The sequence below is a fragment of the Bradyrhizobium sp. AUGA SZCCT0431 genome (genome assembly GCF_018131065.1).
Lineage (GTDB): Bacteria > Pseudomonadota > Alphaproteobacteria > Rhizobiales > Xanthobacteraceae > Bradyrhizobium.
Genome location: NZ_JAFCLR010000043.1, coordinates 22,148 through 38,825, shown reverse-complemented (window position 1 = coordinate 38,825; position 16,678 = coordinate 22,148). Strand labels below are relative to the sequence as shown.

Below are 16,678 nucleotides of genomic sequence, written 5' to 3'. Positions count from 1 at the left end.
CAGCCCTTTGGAAGCGTCGGGGTCCCATAATGCCGCGGCGCGAGGGCGCAACCCGTTGGAACAATCTGCCTGACCGTGATACCGAAGCAGCATGAAGCGGCTGAGAGTATTTTGGCGGTGGTTCAAGCGGCGCTTTGGCTATGCCCGGCTGGCGTGCGTTGCGCTGCTGATCGGGTTTGCCGCGCTGCGCGTGCTTGACCCGGCTCCGGTCGAGGAGATCCGCGTTCGAACCTTCGACGCCTTCCAGCGCGTCGACCCTCGGAAGAAGACCGCACGCCCGGTCACCATCGTCGATATCGACGACAAGAGCCTGGAAAAGCTCGGACAGTGGCCGTGGCCGCGGACGCGGCTTGCGGATCTGGTAACGGAGCTGACCAATCTCGGCGCCGTCGTGATCGCCTTCGACGTGGTGTTTTCGGAGCCCGACCGGCTCAACCCGGAATTCGTCGCCGATAGCTTCCGTAATCTCGACGAGGAAACCCGCAGCCGGCTGCGCGCGCTGCCGAGCAACGACCAGGTTTTCGCCGACGCCATCCGCGCCTCGCGCGTGGTGCTGGGTGAATCGGGTTTGCCGGAAGAACTCGGTGTGCTCGACAAGACGCTTCCGGTGACCGGGCTTGCGATGCTCGGCGAGGAGCCGCAGCGCTTCATGTTCGAATTCCCGGGCCTGCTGCGCAACACCAAGGTGCTGGAACACGCCGCCGCCGGACGCGGACTCTTCACCATCCGGCCCGAACGCGACGGCATCGTGCGGCGGGTGCCGATGATCATGCAGGCACAGGGCCAGACCATGCCCTCGCTGAGTTTCGAGATGCTGCGGGTCGCCACCGGTTCGGGCACGATCCTGATCAAGGCCGAAAAGGCTGGCATCAAGAGCCTCGGCATCAAGGGCTTTCAGCTGCCGACCGACGGCAATGGCCAGCTTTGGGTCCATTACGCCCGGCACGATGCGACGCTCTATGTCCCGGCAATCAACGTGCTGGAAAAGACCGTTGCGCCCGAGAAGATCGCCGGCAAACTGGTATTGATCGGCACCTCGGCCGTCGGTCTCAACGATATCAAGACCACGCCGGTGTCGCGCGCCATGCCCGGCGTGGAAATCCACGCCCAGGTGCTCGAGACCGCGCTGACCGGGGAGGTGATCTCGCAGCCGATCTACGGCATCTCGATCGAATTCGGCACCGCGGTTTTGTTCGGATTGCTGGTGATCGCGTTCGCGCCCCTGTTCGGACCGGTCACGCTGGTTGCCCTCGGTGCGGCGTTTGCCACCGCGCTGATCGGATCGTCCTGGTATTTCTATTCGCAGCATCGGCTGCTGATCGATTTCACCTATCCCTTGATATCGACGACGTCGATCTATCTCACGCTGATCTTCTCGAGTTTCGTCCGGGAGCAGCAGCAGCGCAAACAGATCCGTAACGCGTTCTCCCAGTATATGTCGCCCGCGCTGGTCGCCCAGCTGGCGCAGTCGCCGGAAAAGCTCGTGCTCGGCGGCGAGGAGCGCGAGATGACCATCATGTTCTCCGACATGCGTGGCTTCACCTCGATCTCGGAGACCTACAAGCGAGACCCGCAGGGCCTCACCGCGCTGATGAACCGCTTCCTGACGCCGCTGACCAACGCCATCCTCCACCGCAAGGGCACCATCGACAAATACATGGGTGACGCCATCATGGCGTTCTGGAACGCGCCGCTCGACGACAAGGATCACCAGATCAACGCCTGCGAGGCGGCGCTCGATATGCTGGAGCGTGTCGACGAACTCAATCAGGAGCGGATGGAGGAAGCCGAGGAAGAGGGCCGCCCGTTCATTCCGCTCAATGTCGGCGTCGGGCTCAATACCGGAACCTGCGTGGTCGGCAACATGGGATCGGACATGCGGTTCGACTATTCGGTGTTCGGCGACAGCGTCAATCTGGCCTCACGGCTGGAGGGCCAATCCAAGGAATACGGCTTCCCGATCATCGTCGGCTCGAAAACCGCGCTCGCGGTCAAGGACAAGTTCGCGATCCTCGAACTCGACTTCATCATGGTGAAGGGCAAGAAGGAGCCAGAGGTGATCTACGCGATCGCCGGGCGGGAGGACACCGCGCAGTCCGGCCGTTTCCAGCGCTTGCGCAACCTGACCATCGAGATGCTGGCCTGCTATCGCGGCCGCGACTGGGAAGGCGCGCTGGCGGCGATCGAACGCGGCCGCCGCACCGACGAGGTGCGGTCGCTCGAGCTGTTGTTCAATCTGTACGAAGCGCGAATTCGCAACTTCGAGCAAGCCCCGCCGCCGGAAGACTGGAACGGCGCGTTCGCGCTGCTGACGAAGTAGCTTCTGTCGTCCCGGCCTTGAGCTCAGATGCGCAATTGCGCATCGGGGGACCCATACGCAGCGGCCCATCCTTTGAAGAACGACGTTCGACGACTTGCGCATAACCACGAATGCCTGTGGTTATGGGTCCCGGCCTTCGCCGGGACGACAACTACCCTCAATCCAGCCCGATCGTCGTCAAATCCTGAAACCAGTGCTGCGCCTGCACGAATTTCTTCACCTTGGGCGAAAGCGCATGCGGGTTGGTGTCGTGCACCACCCACACCAGCACGGCGTCGTCGACGATCTGGGCGTGGGCCTGCGCCAGCAGCTCGTCCTGCTTGGTGGCATCGAAGGTCTGCTTGGCTTCGTCGATCAGCGCGTCGACCTTCGCAGACTTGTAGCCGCCCCAGTTGACGCCGACAGGCGCGATCTGGCCGGAGTGGAAGAAGCGCACGATGGCGTAGAGCGGATCCGAGGTGACATAGGCGATGTTGTTGGAGGTGATGCCGGCGTTCATCTCGTCGGCCGCGCCCTTGCGCCAGGCCGTATACAATGTCTCGAGCTCGACCACCTTGAAGTCGATCTCGATGCCGATTTCCTTGAAGCTCTGCTGCAGGAATTCGTTCATCGGCAGCGACAGCATCTGTCCGGTGCCGCCCTGCGCGATGATGAAGGTGGCCTTCAGCGGCTTCTGCTTGGAGTAGCCGGCTTCCTCGACCAGTTTCTTGGCCGCCGCCACATCATGTTTAAGCTCGAAGCTGGGCTTGCCGAACCACGGGCTCGACGGATCGACCTGACCCTTGGCGGGCTTTGCCAATCCGTTCATCAGGCCGACGACGCCTTCACGGTCGATCGCAAGGTTGAGCGCCTTGCGCAAGCGGATGTCGGTCCAGGGCGAACCCGGCAGCACGCTGAGATGATAATTCCAGACATGCGGCGTGATGTTGTCGACGATGCGCATCCCGGCGGATTTCAGCTGCGGCACCGCATCGGGGGCCGGCGTTTCGATCAGATCGACCTGGCCGGCGAGCAGCGCATTGGTGCGCGTCAGCGCTTCCGGCATCGGAATCAGGACGATCTTGTCGGCCTTCGGAATCCGCTTCTTGTTCCAGTAATCCGCATTCTTCGTGAGCTCGGCGAGTTCGCGCGGCACCAGCTTTGTCAGTTTGAACGGCCCGGTGCCGGAAGGCTGGCTGGCGAACTTGTCCCAGTCCTTGCCGAGCTTTTCATATTGCGCGGGGCTCGAGACCAGGAACCAGAGCATCTGGTAGGGGAAGAACGAATCCACCGTCTTGGTGGTGATCTCGATGGTGTCGTCGTCGATCTTGGCGTAGCTCGCGACCGAGGGCAGGCGGGTCTTCACCTGCGCGCTTTGGCGCTTGTCGAATTGCGGTGCCTTTTCGTTCAGCACCTTGTCGAGATTCCAGATCACCGCGTCGGCGTTGAACGTGCTGCCGTCATGGAATTTGACATCCTTGCGCAGACTGAAGCGCCATCTGGTCTTGTCCTTGTCGTCGACTTTCCATTCAGTCGCGAGCCCCGGCACCAGCTTGCCGGGCCGGTCAGCCACGTCCATTTCCCAGGCCACCAGCGGATCGTAGATCGTGTAGGCGCTGAACTGATAGGCGCCGGCGCCGCGGTCCGGCTGACCCGTGGTCAGGGGAATATCGGCCATCGAAATGCCGTAGCGCACCACGGATTCGGCCTGCACCGGCGTGGCCGGCAGGGCGCCAATGGCGAACGCCATAGCGGCGACGAGTAGCATCGAATTGCGGGTGCGCATGAACTAAGCTCCGTTGGCAGTATGCTGAATACCTAATGCCAACTTGCAAGCTTGATGCCAGAATAGGCATCACTGGCTTTTCTTCGTGCGGAGCGGGAAGAAACCATATGTCACATGGCTATTTCGCGAAGAACTATCTCTTTTGGCATAGGCGTTGCATAACTTTGCATAAGAAATAGTCACCTGAAGTAGAGAAGGGATTGCTGCAAATGCGTTACGAGAAATCAAAGAAGACAGCGACGGCGATCGCGCTGGCGATGGCACTGGCGGCGGGATTGCCGCTGGCCGCCAGCGCTGAAACCGTGCTGCGCATCGGCATGACGGCTGCCGATATTCCGCGCACGTTGGGTCAGCCGGACCAGGGCTTTGAGGGCAACCGTTTCACCGGCCTCACGATGTATGACGCGCTGACCATGTGGGACCTCTCCTCGGCCACCAAAGCGAGCGTGATGATCCCGGGGCTTTCGACCGAATGGAAGGTCGATGATGCCGACAAGAAGAAGTGGACCTTCAAGCTGCGTCCCGGCGTCACCTTCCACGACGGCTCGCCGTTCAACGCCGACGCCGTGGTGTGGAATGTCGAGAAGGTGCTGAAGCAGGATGCGCCGCATTTCGACGCCAGCCAGGTCGGTGTCACCGCCTCGCGCATGCCGACGCTGGCCTCCGCGAAAAAAATCGACGATCTGACGGTGGAATTGACCACCAAGGAGCCCGACAGCTTCCTGCCAATCAACCTGACCAATCTGTTCATGGCGAGCCCCTCGAAATGGCAGGCGTTTTACGACAAGGCTGAAGGCGCCGACGCCAAGGCGAAATCGCAGGCCGCCTGGGCGGCATTCGCGAGGGAGGCGTCGGGCACCGGTCCCTGGAAGATGTCGAAGTTCACGCCGCGCGAGCGGCTCGAACTCGTCAAGAACGAAGGCTATTGGGACAAGGCGCGCGTGCCCAAGGTCGACAAGATGGTGCTGCTGCCGATGCCGGAAGCCAATGCCCGCACCGCGGCGTTGCTCTCCGGTCAGGTTGACTGGGTCGAGGCGCCCGCGCCCGATGCGGTCAAGGAAATCAAGGCACGCGGCTTCGCGCTGCAGGCCAACGAATCGCCGCATGTCTGGCCGTGGCAGTTCTCCCGCATCGAGGGTTCGCCCTGGAACGACATCCGCGTGCGCAAGGCGGCCAATCTCTGCATCGATCGCGAAGGCCTCAAGGAGGGGCTGCTCGCCGGCCTGATGGTGCCGGCGACCGGCACGTTCGAGGCCGGTCATCCCTGGCGCGGCAAGCCGACCTTCGAGATCAAGTATGACCTGAAGGCGGCGCAAAAGCTGATGCAGGAAGCCGGTTACGGTCCGTCGAAGAAGCTGACGGTCAAGACCCAGACCTCGGCGTCCGGCTCCGGCCAGATGCAACCGCTGCCGATGAACGAATATCTGCAGCAGGCGCTGGCTGAATGTTACTTCGACGTCCAGCTCGACGTGATCGAATGGAATACGCTGTTCACCAACTGGCGCCGCGGCGCCAAGGATGCGTCCGCCAACAACGCCAACGCCACCAACGTGACCTATGCGGCGATGGATCCGTTCTTCGCGCTGGTGCGCTTCCTGCAGTCGTCGATGGCACCTCCGGTGTCGAACAATTGGGGCTACATCAACAATCCCAAATTCGATGAGCTGGTGACCAAGGCACGCCAGACCTTCGACCCCGCGGCGCGCGATGCGGCGCTGGCCGAACTGCATGCGGCCTCGGTCGACGATGCCGCCTTCCTCTACGTCGCCCATGACGTGTCTCCGCGCGCCATGAGCCCGAAGGTGAAGGGTTTTGTGCAGCCGAAAAGCTGGTTCGTCGACTTCTCGCCGGTGACGATCGCGCCGTAACTGCCACTACCAGCGACGGCGCGTTCCCCCTCTCCCCTTGTGGGAGAGGGTGGCGCCTCACGAAGTGAGGCGACGGGTGAGGGGTTCTTTCCGCGGGCGCTTCTCTCTCGTTCGATATGACCGTATCCGCGGAGAGAACCCCTCATCCGCCTTCGATGCTCTGCATCGAAGGCACCTTCTCCCACAAGGGGAGAAGGAAGGGAGTGGCACTCGTTGCCGATACGGCAACGCTAGTGTCTATATTCTATAATTGTGCGAACGGATGACCCGATCTACATTGGGTCTGTTCGACCTCGGCCGTTCGCGCGCAAGGTTGTCCGGCGATAACTGCCGAACCTCATCCACGCGGCGGGGTTGGCCATCAGAGAAACCGTATGGACCAGCCGAAAATCGCGGTATTCGCCTTGGGCGGAACGATCGCAACGCAGCCGGGGCAATCCGCCGGACTGATTCCGACACTGACCGGAGAAGCTCTCGTCAGAACCGTGCCCCAGCTGGCTGAGCTCGCGCGGCTCGAGGTTGCCACGTTCAGGCAACTGCCGGGCCCCGACCTTGCCTTCGCGGACCTCGAAGCGCTCGCGGCCGCAATCGAGAACGCGGCAAGTGAGGGCGCCGATGGCATCGTCGTCACGCAAGGCACCGACACGATCGAGGAAACCGCCTTCGTGCTCGACCGTATCGTGGCAAGCGATATCCCGGTCATCGTCACAGGTGCGATGCGCAGTCCGGTCGCGCCCGGCGCCGATGGGCCGGCCAATCTTCTGGCCGCCGTTCGGGTTGCCGCAAGTCCGGCAGCCCGAGGCCTTGGTACGCTCGTTGTGTTCGATGACGACATCCATGCGGCACGCTTCGTGACCAAGGCGCACACCAGCAGGCCGTCGGCGTTTCGATCGCGCCCCTCCGGACCCCTCGGATTCGTCGTGGAGCAGCGCGTCCGCATGGTGGCCCATGTCAACCGGTTGCCGCCGATCGGCCGGTGTGCGGCCCCGCAGCGCCATCGTGTTGCCCTCGTGACCTTGGGGCTCGATGACGACGGCGCGCTCATCGAGCTGGCTGCAAATCAGGGATACGCGGGCATCGTGATCGAAGGCTACGGCGGTGGTCACGTGTCAGGTGTGGCGGCGCAGGCCGTCAGCAGGGTATCGCCGAACATTCCAGTTGTTATCGCATCCCGTACCGGAGCCGGCGAGGTGCTCAGCTGCACCTATGGCTTTCCGGGTTCGGAGATCGATCTTGGTAAGCGCGGCGCGATCCGCGCCGGCTGGCTTGACGGAATCAAGGCGCGCATTTTGCTGACTCTCTTGCTGCGGCATGAGGCGAACGACATAGCTCGTCACTTCGCATTGTGGGGTGGCGGCACAGCCGCTTAGCCTGAGCGCAGACTTTCGCGGTGATCCTGCCATCCGGCGAGCGGATCTCGGAGCGATCCTAAGGAGAATAGTATGTCAGAAGTGCGGGTCTTTGGCGCCGGCGGCTATCGGTACGCCGAGGGCGTGTTCCAGTATTCTGCGGGAGTTGCCGCCGAGCCTGGTTTCGAGATCGAGCGTGCGCAATTCCAGGAGCCGGTGCCGATTTCGGTGGGGTTCGCCGCCATCGAAAGTCACCTCAGGGCAAGAGGCCGGCCAACGACCGCATTTTGCGCATGCGAGCTGCGTTCGCCTGGCCCGCTGTCCGATCAGGATTTCCTCAGCTTCAACCGGGACTATATCAGAACGCTCGAACGATGGGGCCTCTATCGCGACGGGGCGAACCCGGTCGCGCGCACCAATGTTTGCCCACAGATCAATCCGCCACCGACGCCGTCGCTTCTGGCATTTTGTTACACCGTTCCCGCCGCGCGCTCGCGGCTGGAAACGTTCGTGGTGGCGGGCGGCGGCGAGGCCCCTGAAGGCAAGCCGAATTACCGCGACTACATTGTTCGCCGCGGGGACCTGACGGCGGACGGGCTGCGCGAAAAGGTACGTTTCGTCGTGGTCGAGATGGAGCGTCGCCTGACGGCGCTTGGCTTCGGCTGGCGCGATGCGACATCGACCCAGGCCTACACCGTGCACGACGTTGGCGCGCTTCTGATCAACGAGGTGTGGGCGCGCGGCGCTGCCCCTCGCGCGGTCGCGTGGCACTACACGCGACCGCCGATCGCCGACCTCGAATTCGAGATGGATGTACGCCGGACGGCCCGCGAGATGTTGATCCAGCAACCGTGATGCCGCCTTCAACGGTCGATGGCGCGCACCAATTCACTCAGGTGTTTCAGAAAGCGCTCGGAGGCGATCGGAAGTGGTCTCAGCCGGAGCGTGAAAGCCTCGAAGAACGCTCTGGTCAGAATTGGATCCGTCAGGGGAATTTTCACCAGGGTGTTCGCCTTCAAATCGCGCTCGATCGACAGGCGCGGCAGAACGGTAACCCCGCCGTTCTGGCGTGCGAACGCCCTCAGCGCTTCGATCGAATTGGTCTTGACCATGGGGCGTAGATGCAGACCGTTTGCCTTGCAGGTGGTGTCGATCAACTGCCGAATTCCGAAAACCGACTCCGGTACGGCGATGGGGTATTGGATCAGCTCGGCAAGCGAGAGCCGCTTGCGGCCACTGGCCGGATGATCCGGCGCCATCACCGCGAAAAGAGGATCCCGTATGCGAAACGCCGTCGTAAAGGCCTCGTCGGGTTGCGGATGGAACGCAATGCCGATGTCTGCCTCGCTGTTCGCGACGCTTTCGGGCACCTGTGCCGTGCCCTTGACGGTCACACTGAACTCGATACCCGGATACAGCTCTCTGAACGTCACGATCGCGCGGGTCAGGAGATCGCCGACGATACCTTCGATCGAACAGATGCGCACAAGACCGGAGCGAAGCTCCTTGAGATCGTCCAACTCTGAAACGACCCGCTCGATCGCGAGCTTGGTGTTGCGCGCATGGCGCAAATACACCTCGCCGGCAGGTGTCAGTTCGACACCATATGCCTTGCGTTCGAACAGGCGAACGCCGAGTTCGTTCTCGAGCTTTGTGATCTGACGACTGATCGCCGAGGCGGCGATCCGGAGTTCCGTGGCCGCTCCGTTGACGGAGCGGCTGTGTGCAACCGCCATGAAATAGCGCAGCGATGGCTCCATCTGCGGTCTCCCCCTTGTTGGCGCAGGGCTCGCCGAGCCTAGATGCTGATTGCCGATAAGGCAACGCTCATGTCTATATTATATAATTGTGCGAATGGGTGGCCCGCTCTAAATTGATGCCATCGGCGGCTTGGGCGGCCTCGGCCGTTCGCGCACCAAGGCACCCGTCGGGAATAATTGCCGGACTTGAACTGCGCGGCCGGCTTTGGCCTTCGGAGTAACCGCATGAACAGACCTGCATCGGCGATCTTGATGTTGACGATCATGTCGGTGGTCGCTCTGCCGCAAATTGCCGGCGCCGAGACCGTTTTGCGCATCGGCATGACCGCCGCCGACATCCCCCGCACGCTCGGACAACCCGATCAGGGATTTGAGGGCAACCGTTTCACCGGCGTGACGATGTACGACTCGCTGACGATGTGGGATCTGTCCTCGGCCACCAAAGCCAGCGTCGTCATTCCCGGACTTTCGACCGAATGGGCGGTGGACGCCGCCGACAAGACGAAGTGGACCTTCAAGCTTCGTCCCGGCGTCACGTTCCATGATGGCTCGGCATTCAACGCCGATGCCGTGGTCTGGAATGTCGACAAGGTCCTCAAGCAGGATGCACCGCAGTTCGATGCCAGCCAGGTCGGCGTCACCGCATCGCGGATGCCGACACTGGTCTCGGCCCGCAAGATCGACGACCTGACCGTGGAATTGACCACAAAGGAGCCGGACGGTTTCCTGCCGATCAATCTCACCAACCTGTTCATGGCGAGCCCGGCGAAATGGCAGAAGCTCTACGACGGCGCGCCAGGCGCGGATGCCAAGGCGAAATCGCAGGCGGCGTGGACCGCGTTCGCGCGGGACGCGTCGGGTACCGGTCCCTGGAAAATGTCGAGCTTCACGCCGCGCGAGCGGCTGGAGCTGGCGAAGAATGACAATTACTGGGACAAGGCCCGCGTTCCCAAGGTCGACAAGATGCTGTTGCTGCCGATGCCGGAAGCGACCTTGCGCACCGCCGCACTGCTCTCCGGCCAGGTGGACTGGATCGAGGCGCCCGCGCCCGATACCGTTGCGCAACTCAAGAAGCGCGGCATCGTCATTCAGGCCAACGAGCAGCCTCATGTTTGGCCGTGGCAGTTTTCACGCGTCGAAGGCTCGCCATGGAATGACATCCGCGTCCGCAAGGCCGCCAATCTCTGCATCGATCGTGACGGCCTCAAGGACGGCCTGCTCGCCGGCCTGATGGTGCCCGCGACCGGCACCTTCGAGGCCGGGCATCCCTGGCGCGGCAAGCCCGCCTTCGAGATCAAGTACGACAAGGCTGCGGCGCAGAAGCTGATGCAGGAGGCCGGATACGGTCCGTCCAGGAAACTGACGGTCAAGACCCAGACATCGGCGTCCGGTTCCGGCCAGATGCAACCGCTGACGATGAACGAATATCTGCAGCAGGCGCTGGCCGAGTGTTATTTCGACGTCCAGCTCGACGTCATCGAATGGAACACGCTGTTCACCAACTGGCGGCGCGGCGCCAAGGATCCCTCCGCCAACGGCTCCAGCGCAACCAATGTGAGCTATGCGGCGATGGACCCGTTCTTCGCCATGGTGCGTTTCCTGCAATCGTCGATGGCGCCGCCGGTCTCGAACAATTGGGGCTTTATCAACAATCCGAAGTTCGATGAACTGGCGAAGAAGGCGCGCCAGACCTTCGAGCCGGAAGCGCGCGACGCGGCATTGGCCGAATTGCATGCGGCCTCCGTCGACGACGCGGCATTCCTTTATGTCGCACATGACGTCGGTCCGCGTGCCATGAGCCCCAGGATCAAGGGTTTTGTGCAGCCGAAGAGCTGGTTCGTCGATTTCTCGCCGGTGACGATCGCGCCGTAATTTGCGGGCTTGCGCTCTCCTCGTTATGGTCGGGCGCGCTGCTCCTTCACCCCTGTGGAAGAGGGGGCCTTCGCAAAATGAAGGCGGGTGAGGGGGATCTCGTTCGGGAACGCCCCTTGGCACGGACTTCGCATAGCCGATCAGAGGTCGGCGTCCTGTTGAAAATGGCGGCGGCCACCTATGGCCACCCTTTCCCACCGGGGAAGGGGAAGCAGAGTGAAAGTGATCTATGCTCGTCTATATCGCCCGCCGTATCGTCTATGTGATCCCGATCGTGGCCAGCGTGGCGTTGGTGTGCTTCCTGCTGGTCCACATCACGCCGGGCGATCCCCTGGTGGCGGTGCTGCCGGCGGACGCGAGCCAGGAACTCGCGGCGCAATTGCGCACCGCCTATGGCTTCGACCGCCCGCTGCCGGTCCAGTTCGGGCTCTGGCTGTGGCGTGCGCTGCACGGTGATCTCGGCAATTCGATTGCGACGGGCCGTCCGGTGCTGTCGGAGGTGCTGCGCGCGGTTGGCAACACGGTGACGCTGGCGATTGCCGCGGCGTCGATCGGCTTCACGTTGGGGCTGTTTTTCGGCCTGATCGCCGGCTATTTCCGCGACACCTGGGTCGACAAGGTCGCGACCTCGATCGCGATCGCCGGCGTCTCCGTGCCGCATTACTGGCTCGGCATGGTGATGGTCATCATCTTCTCGGTGCAGCTCAACTGGCTGCCCGCGGTCGGCGCCGGTCCCGGCGGCTCCGGCGCCTGGGGCTGGGATTGGGAGCACATGAAATATCTCATCCTTCCCGCGATCACGACATCCGTCATTCCAATGGGCATCGTCACCCGCACGGTGCGCGCTTTGACCGGCGACATCCTGAGCCAGGACTTCGTCGAGGCGCTGCGCGCAAAAGGCCTGCGCGAGACCGATGTGTTCCGCCATGTCATCAAGAACGCCGCGCCGACGGCGCTTGCGGTGATGGGGCTTCAGCTCGGCTACATGCTTGGCGGCTCGATCCTGATCGAAACCGTGTTCTCATGGCCGGGTTCGGGGCTGCTGCTGAATTCGGCGATCTTCCAGCGCGACCTGCCGCTGCTGCAGGGCACGATCCTGGTGCTGGCGTTGTTCTTCGTGGCCCTCAACCTCCTGGTCGATATCGCGCAAGCGTCGATCGATCCGCGCATCAAGCGGAGCTGACATGAGCGCGATTACAGATACCGCCCTGCAGGCGGCACCGGCCACCCAGGCGCGGGGCTATTGGGCCACCGTCGGCCGCCGCATCCGGCGCGACAAGGTCAGCATGGTCTGCGCCTTCATTCTGGTGCTGATCTTCATGTCCGCGCTGCTGGCGCCATGGCTGGGCCTCGCCGATCCCTATCAGGGCTCGATGATCCGCCGGCTTCGCCATATCGGCACGCCGAACTATCCGCTCGGCACCGATGAGCTCGGCCGCGACATGCTGGCGCGGCTGATCTACGGCGGCCGGCTGTCGCTGATCATCGGCATTTTGCCTGTTATCCTCGCCTTCTTTATCGGCACCTCCCTGGGGCTCGTCGCCGGCTATGTCGGCGGCAAGCTCAACACTGCGATCATGCGCACCGTCGATGTGTTCTACGCATTTCCCTCGGTACTGCTGGCGATCGCGATCTCGGGCGCGCTCGGCGCCGGCATCGTCAACTCCATCGTCTCGCTGACCATCGTGTTCGTGCCGCAGATCACCCGCGTCGCCGAGAGCGTCACGACCGGCGTGCGCAACATGGATTTTGTCGAGGCCGCGCGTGCCTCCGGCGCCGGGCCCTTCACCATTATGCGCGTGCACATGCTCGGCAACGTGCTGGGCCCGATCTTCGTCTACGCCACCGGCTTGATCTCGGTGTCGATGATCCTCGCCGCCGGCCTGTCGTTCCTCGGCCTCGGCACCAAGCCGCCGGAGCCGGAATGGGGCTTGATGCTCAACACGCTGCGCACCGCGATCTATGTCAATCCGTGGGTCGCGGCGTTGCCCGGCGCCATGATCTTTGCGGTGTCGATCTGTTTCAATTTGCTCAGCGACGGCATGCGCAGCGCCATGGACATCAGGAACTGACGCGATGAACGAGAGCAGCCCATCGGTAGAACTGCTGGAAAAGATCGAGGACGTCGGCGGCGCCGCACAGCCGCTGCTGCAGGTCAACGGCCTGACCAAGCATTTTCCGGTGCGCGGTGATCTGTTCAGTGCGCGCAAGACGGTCCGGGCGGTCGACGACGTCTCGTTTTCGATCGCCAAGGGCGAGACCGTCGGCATCGTCGGCGAATCCGGCTGCGGCAAGTCGACCACCGCGCGGCTTCTGATGCATCTGATGAAATCAGATGCCGGCGATATCATCTATGACGGCATGCAGGTCGGCCGCGCATTGTCGCTGCGCGATCTGCGCCGCGGCATGCAGATGGTGTTTCAGGACAGCTACGCCTCGCTCAACCCGCGCCTCACCATCGAGGATTCGATCGCGTTCGGCCCGAAGGTGCATGGCATGGCGGATGCCGCCGCGCGCACGCTGGCGCGCGAACTGCTGGGTAAGGTGGGCTTGCGGCCCGAGACCTTCGCCAACCGCTATCCGCACGAGATTTCCGGCGGACAGCGCCAGCGCGTCAACATCGCGCGCGCGCTGGCGCTGTCGCCGCGGCTGGTGATCCTCGACGAGGCGGTGTCGGCGCTCGACAAATCGGTTGAAGCCCAGGTGCTCAACCTGCTCGCCGATCTCAAGCGCGAATTCGGGCTCACATACCTCTTCATCAGCCACGATCTCAACGTGGTGCGCTATATCTCGGACCGCGTGCTGGTGATGTATCTCGGCGAGGTCGTCGAGCTCGGCCCGGTCGACAAGGTGTGGGACGAGCCGGCGCATCCCTATACGCGCGCGCTGCTGGCGGCGATGCCGTCGGCCGATCCTGACAATCGCACCCAGACGCCGCCGATCACTGGCGATCCGCCCAACCCGATCGATCCGCCGCCGGGCTGCCGGTTTCACACCCGTTGTCCATATGCGGAGCCGCTCTGCTCAAATGCGACGCCAAAACTCAGCGACCTCGATACAATGGGCCACCAGGCGGCGTGCTACATGGCCATTCCCGGCTCCGGGCACAGCCGCGCACCGGCTAAAGAAAAGCAATAAGGGAGAGGATGTTCAGATGACAAAACCCAGTCCAAAAGAGGTCAAGGTCATGACCGATGTCGCGGGCGTGCCGGCGAGCGCCGAAGTCGCCGAGCGGATCGCCACTTCCATCGGGCCGGCGTTCGAAGGCTTTGCGCCGGTCGCCGGCACCCTGCCGTTCGATCTGGAACCCGCCAGCTTTCTTCTGGTGCAGAACCTGAAGGTGTCGAAATGAGCACCGAACCGGCCCTGATGTCGCTGGTGTCGGTCGCCAGGGCGATCGCCAGCAAGGAAGTTTCATCGCGCGAGGTGACAAAATCCTGTCTCGAGCGCATCGCGCAATGGCAGCCGCGCCTCAACGCCTTCATGGCGATCGAGGCGGAGGAGGCGCTGGCGGCGGCCGACGCCGCTGATGCTGATCTTGCCAAAGGCAAAGCAAGAGGTGTGCTGCATGGCGTGCCGCTGGCGCACAAGGACATGTATTACGAGGCCGGCAAGGTCGTCACCTGCGGTTCGAAGATCCGCCGCGACTTCGTCGCCACCACGACCTCGACCGCGCTGCAGCGCCTGAAGGACGCCGGTACCATCAGGCTCGGCTCGCTGCAGATGGTCGAGTTCGCCTACGGGCCGACCGGCCACAACCCGCATTACGGCGCGGTGCGCAATCCCTGGAATGTCGATCACATCACCGGCGGCTCGTCGTCCGGCTCGGGCTCGGCGGTCGCCGCACGGCTGACCTTTGCGGCGCTGGGATCGGACACCGGCGGCTCGATCCGGATGCCCGCGCATTTCTGCGGCGTCACCGGGTTGAAAACGACGGTCGGCCGCGTCAGCCGCGCCGGCGCGATGCCGCTGTCGCAATCGCTCGATACGGTCGGCCCGCTGGCGCAGAACGTGGAAGATTGCGCGCAGCTGCTCGGATTGATGGCGGGCGCGGATCCCGATGATCTCACCGCGTCCACGCTGCCGGTGCCGGACTATATGGCGGCGACCAAAGGCTCGCTGAAAGGCCTCAGGATCGGCGTGCCGACCGCATTCTATGTCGACGATCTCGATCCCGAAGTGGCGCGCGTGCTCGATGAGACGATCGCGACGCTGAAGAAAGAGGGCGCCGAGATCGTCTCGGTCGAATTGCCGGACCAGCGCCAGCTCACGGCCGCCTGTCAATTGGTCCTCGCGACCGAAGCCGCCGCGTTCCACAAAAGATGGATGATCGAACGGCCGCAGGATTACGGCGCGCAGGTCCTGATGCGGCTGCAGAACGGCCTCGCGATTCCCGCGGTGTCCTACCTCGAAGCAATGCGCTGGCGCGGTCCGGCGCTGGCGGCGTATCTGGCTGCGGTCACCGGCACCGATGCGCTGATTGCGCCGGTCGCGCCGATGCCGGCGGCAACCATCGCCGAGAGCGACGTCGGCAACAGCCGCGACGCCGAGGCCGTGATCCAGCGGATCACGAAATTTACCCGCCCGGTCAATTACCTCGGCCTGCCCTCGCTTTCGATTCCCGCGGGCTTCACCAAAAGCGGTTTGCCGGTCGGCCTGCAATTGATCGGCCGCTCCTTTGACGAGGCGATGCTGCTGCGGATCGGCGCGGCGTTCCAGCGCGCCACGGACTATCACAAACAGGTACCCAAACCGGCATGACCAACCTCGTCGAAATCCGCGATCTCAGCATCCGCTTCACCGGCGAGCGCACCGTGCATGCCGTCAACGACATCTCGCTCTCGCTCGGCGAGGGCGAGGTGCTCGGCCTCCTGGGTGAATCCGGTTCGGGCAAGAGCGTGACGTTGCGCGCGCTGATGCGGCTATTGCCGAAGAAGCGGACGCAGATTTCGGGCAGCGTGAATGTTCTCGGCCGCGACGTGCTGGCGTTGAACGACGAGGAATTGTCGGCATTTCGCGGCCAGACCGTGTCGATGATCTTTCAGGAGCCGGCGCTGGCGCTCGACCCGGTCTACACCATCGGCCGGCAGATTTCCGAATCCGTGATGCGCCACGAAGGCAAGAGCGAGAAGGAGGCTACCGCGCGGGCGCTGGAAATGCTCGAAGTCGTACGCATTCCCTCGGCCAAGCGCCGCCTCGATGCCTATCCGCACGAAATGAGCGGCGGCATGCGGCAGCGCGCGATGATCGCGCTGGCACTGGCCTGCAAGCCGAAGATCCTGTTGGCCGACGAGCCGACCACGGCGCTCGACGCCACCGTGCAGATCCAGATCCTGCTGCTGCTGCGCGAATTGCAGCGCGAGTTCGGCATGTCGGTGATTTTTGTGACCCACGACATCGGCGTCGCCATCGAAATCTGCGACCGCGTCGCTGTCATGTATGCCGGCCAGATTGTCGAGCAGGGCAAGCTGCGCGACATCGTGCGGACGCCGATGCATCCCTATGCGCGCGGGCTCCTGGCGTCGACCACCCACGGCGCCAAGCGCGGCCAGCGGCTGGAGACCATCCCGGGCACACCGCCATCGCTCGACAAGGCGCCGGTGAACTGCTCGTTCGCACCGCGCTGCAGTGTGGCGCAGCCGCGCTGTACCGAGCAATTGCCGCCCAATGTGCAGGTTGCGCCGGATCGAATCGCGCGCTGCGTCCTGGCCGAACCGGCCGCAGCCGCCGCGACCTGAGCTCGG

General features: G+C 63.3%; 13 protein-coding genes. 11 read left to right on the top strand and 2 right to left on the bottom strand.

Annotation, left to right across the window (positions count from 1 at the left end; genetic code table 11):
- The first annotated feature begins 91 nt into the window (after nucleotides 1-91).
- Nucleotides 92-2,320, top strand: coding sequence for a CHASE2 domain-containing protein (locus tag JQ567_RS31065; RefSeq protein WP_212442358.1), 2,229 nt, complete (start codon nucleotides 92-94; stop codon nucleotides 2,318-2,320).
- A 157-nt stretch (nucleotides 2,321-2,477) separates the two neighbouring features.
- Here JQ567_RS31065 and JQ567_RS31060 read toward each other — a convergent pair whose 3' ends face one another.
- Nucleotides 2,478-4,085, bottom strand: coding sequence for an ABC transporter substrate-binding protein (locus JQ567_RS31060; protein ID WP_212442357.1), 1,608 nt, complete (start codon nucleotides 4,083-4,085; stop codon nucleotides 2,478-2,480).
- Nucleotides 4,086-4,294: 209 nt separating this feature from the next.
- On the opposite strand from JQ567_RS31060, the gene JQ567_RS31055 reads away from it, so the two are divergent.
- The 3 genes from JQ567_RS31055 (at nucleotide 4,295) to JQ567_RS31045 (ending at nucleotide 8,157) form a co-directional block, all read left to right on the top strand.
- Nucleotides 4,295-5,953: an ABC transporter substrate-binding protein gene (locus tag JQ567_RS31055; RefSeq protein WP_212442356.1), complete on the top strand. Its 1,659-nt coding sequence runs from the start codon at nucleotides 4,295-4,297 to the stop codon at nucleotides 5,951-5,953.
- Nucleotides 5,954-6,327: 374 nt separating this feature from the next.
- Complete coding sequence (locus JQ567_RS31050; RefSeq protein ID WP_212442355.1) at nucleotides 6,328-7,323, top strand: asparaginase; 996 nt, start codon at nucleotides 6,328-6,330, stop codon at nucleotides 7,321-7,323.
- 72 nt (nucleotides 7,324-7,395) lie between these two features.
- Entirely contained in the window at nucleotides 7,396-8,157 is a 762-nt protein-coding gene (locus JQ567_RS31045) for a hypothetical protein (RefSeq protein WP_212442354.1), read from the top strand.
- An 8-nt stretch (nucleotides 8,158-8,165) separates the two neighbouring features.
- Here the strand turns inward: JQ567_RS31045 and JQ567_RS31040 are convergent, their stop codons facing one another.
- Nucleotides 8,166-9,062 (bottom strand): LysR family transcriptional regulator, encoded by an 897-nt coding sequence (locus JQ567_RS31040; protein WP_212442353.1) that lies wholly within the window; start codon nucleotides 9,060-9,062, stop codon nucleotides 8,166-8,168.
- Nucleotides 9,063-9,287: 225 nt separating this feature from the next.
- On the opposite strand from JQ567_RS31040, the gene JQ567_RS31035 reads away from it, so the two are divergent.
- The 7 genes from JQ567_RS31035 (at nucleotide 9,288) to JQ567_RS31005 (ending at nucleotide 16,672) form a co-directional block, all read left to right on the top strand.
- On the top strand, nucleotides 9,288-10,934 hold the full coding sequence (locus JQ567_RS31035) for an ABC transporter substrate-binding protein (protein WP_212442352.1): 1,647 nt from the start codon (nucleotides 9,288-9,290) through the stop codon (nucleotides 10,932-10,934).
- A gap of 229 nt (nucleotides 10,935-11,163) precedes the next feature.
- Nucleotides 11,164-12,117 carry an ABC transporter permease gene (locus JQ567_RS31030; protein WP_212033414.1) on the top strand — a complete coding sequence of 318 codons (954 nt, stop codon included), beginning with the start codon at nucleotides 11,164-11,166 and terminating at the stop codon, nucleotides 12,115-12,117.
- A 1-nt stretch (nucleotide 12,118) separates the two neighbouring features.
- Nucleotides 12,119-13,006: an ABC transporter permease gene (locus tag JQ567_RS31025; RefSeq protein ID WP_212442351.1), complete on the top strand. Its 888-nt coding sequence runs from the start codon at nucleotides 12,119-12,121 to the stop codon at nucleotides 13,004-13,006.
- 4 nt (nucleotides 13,007-13,010) lie between these two features.
- The gene (locus JQ567_RS31020; RefSeq protein WP_212442350.1) at nucleotides 13,011-14,072 is read left to right on the top strand and encodes an ABC transporter ATP-binding protein; all 1,062 of its coding nucleotides are present in this window, start codon (nucleotides 13,011-13,013) and stop codon (nucleotides 14,070-14,072) included.
- 16 nt (nucleotides 14,073-14,088) lie between these two features.
- Nucleotides 14,089-14,286 carry a hypothetical protein gene (locus JQ567_RS31015; protein WP_212442349.1) on the top strand — a complete coding sequence of 66 codons (198 nt, stop codon included), beginning with the start codon at nucleotides 14,089-14,091 and terminating at the stop codon, nucleotides 14,284-14,286.
- Nucleotides 14,283-15,695: an amidase gene (locus JQ567_RS31010; protein ID WP_212442348.1), complete on the top strand. Its 1,413-nt coding sequence runs from the start codon at nucleotides 14,283-14,285 to the stop codon at nucleotides 15,693-15,695. The genes JQ567_RS31015 and JQ567_RS31010 overlap by 4 nt, the downstream gene beginning before the upstream one ends.
- Nucleotides 15,692-16,672 (top strand): ABC transporter ATP-binding protein, encoded by a 981-nt coding sequence (locus tag JQ567_RS31005; RefSeq protein WP_212442347.1) that lies wholly within the window; start codon nucleotides 15,692-15,694, stop codon nucleotides 16,670-16,672. Before JQ567_RS31010 ends, JQ567_RS31005 begins: the two co-directional genes overlap by 4 nt.
- The last annotated feature ends 6 nt before the right edge of the window (nucleotides 16,673-16,678 follow it).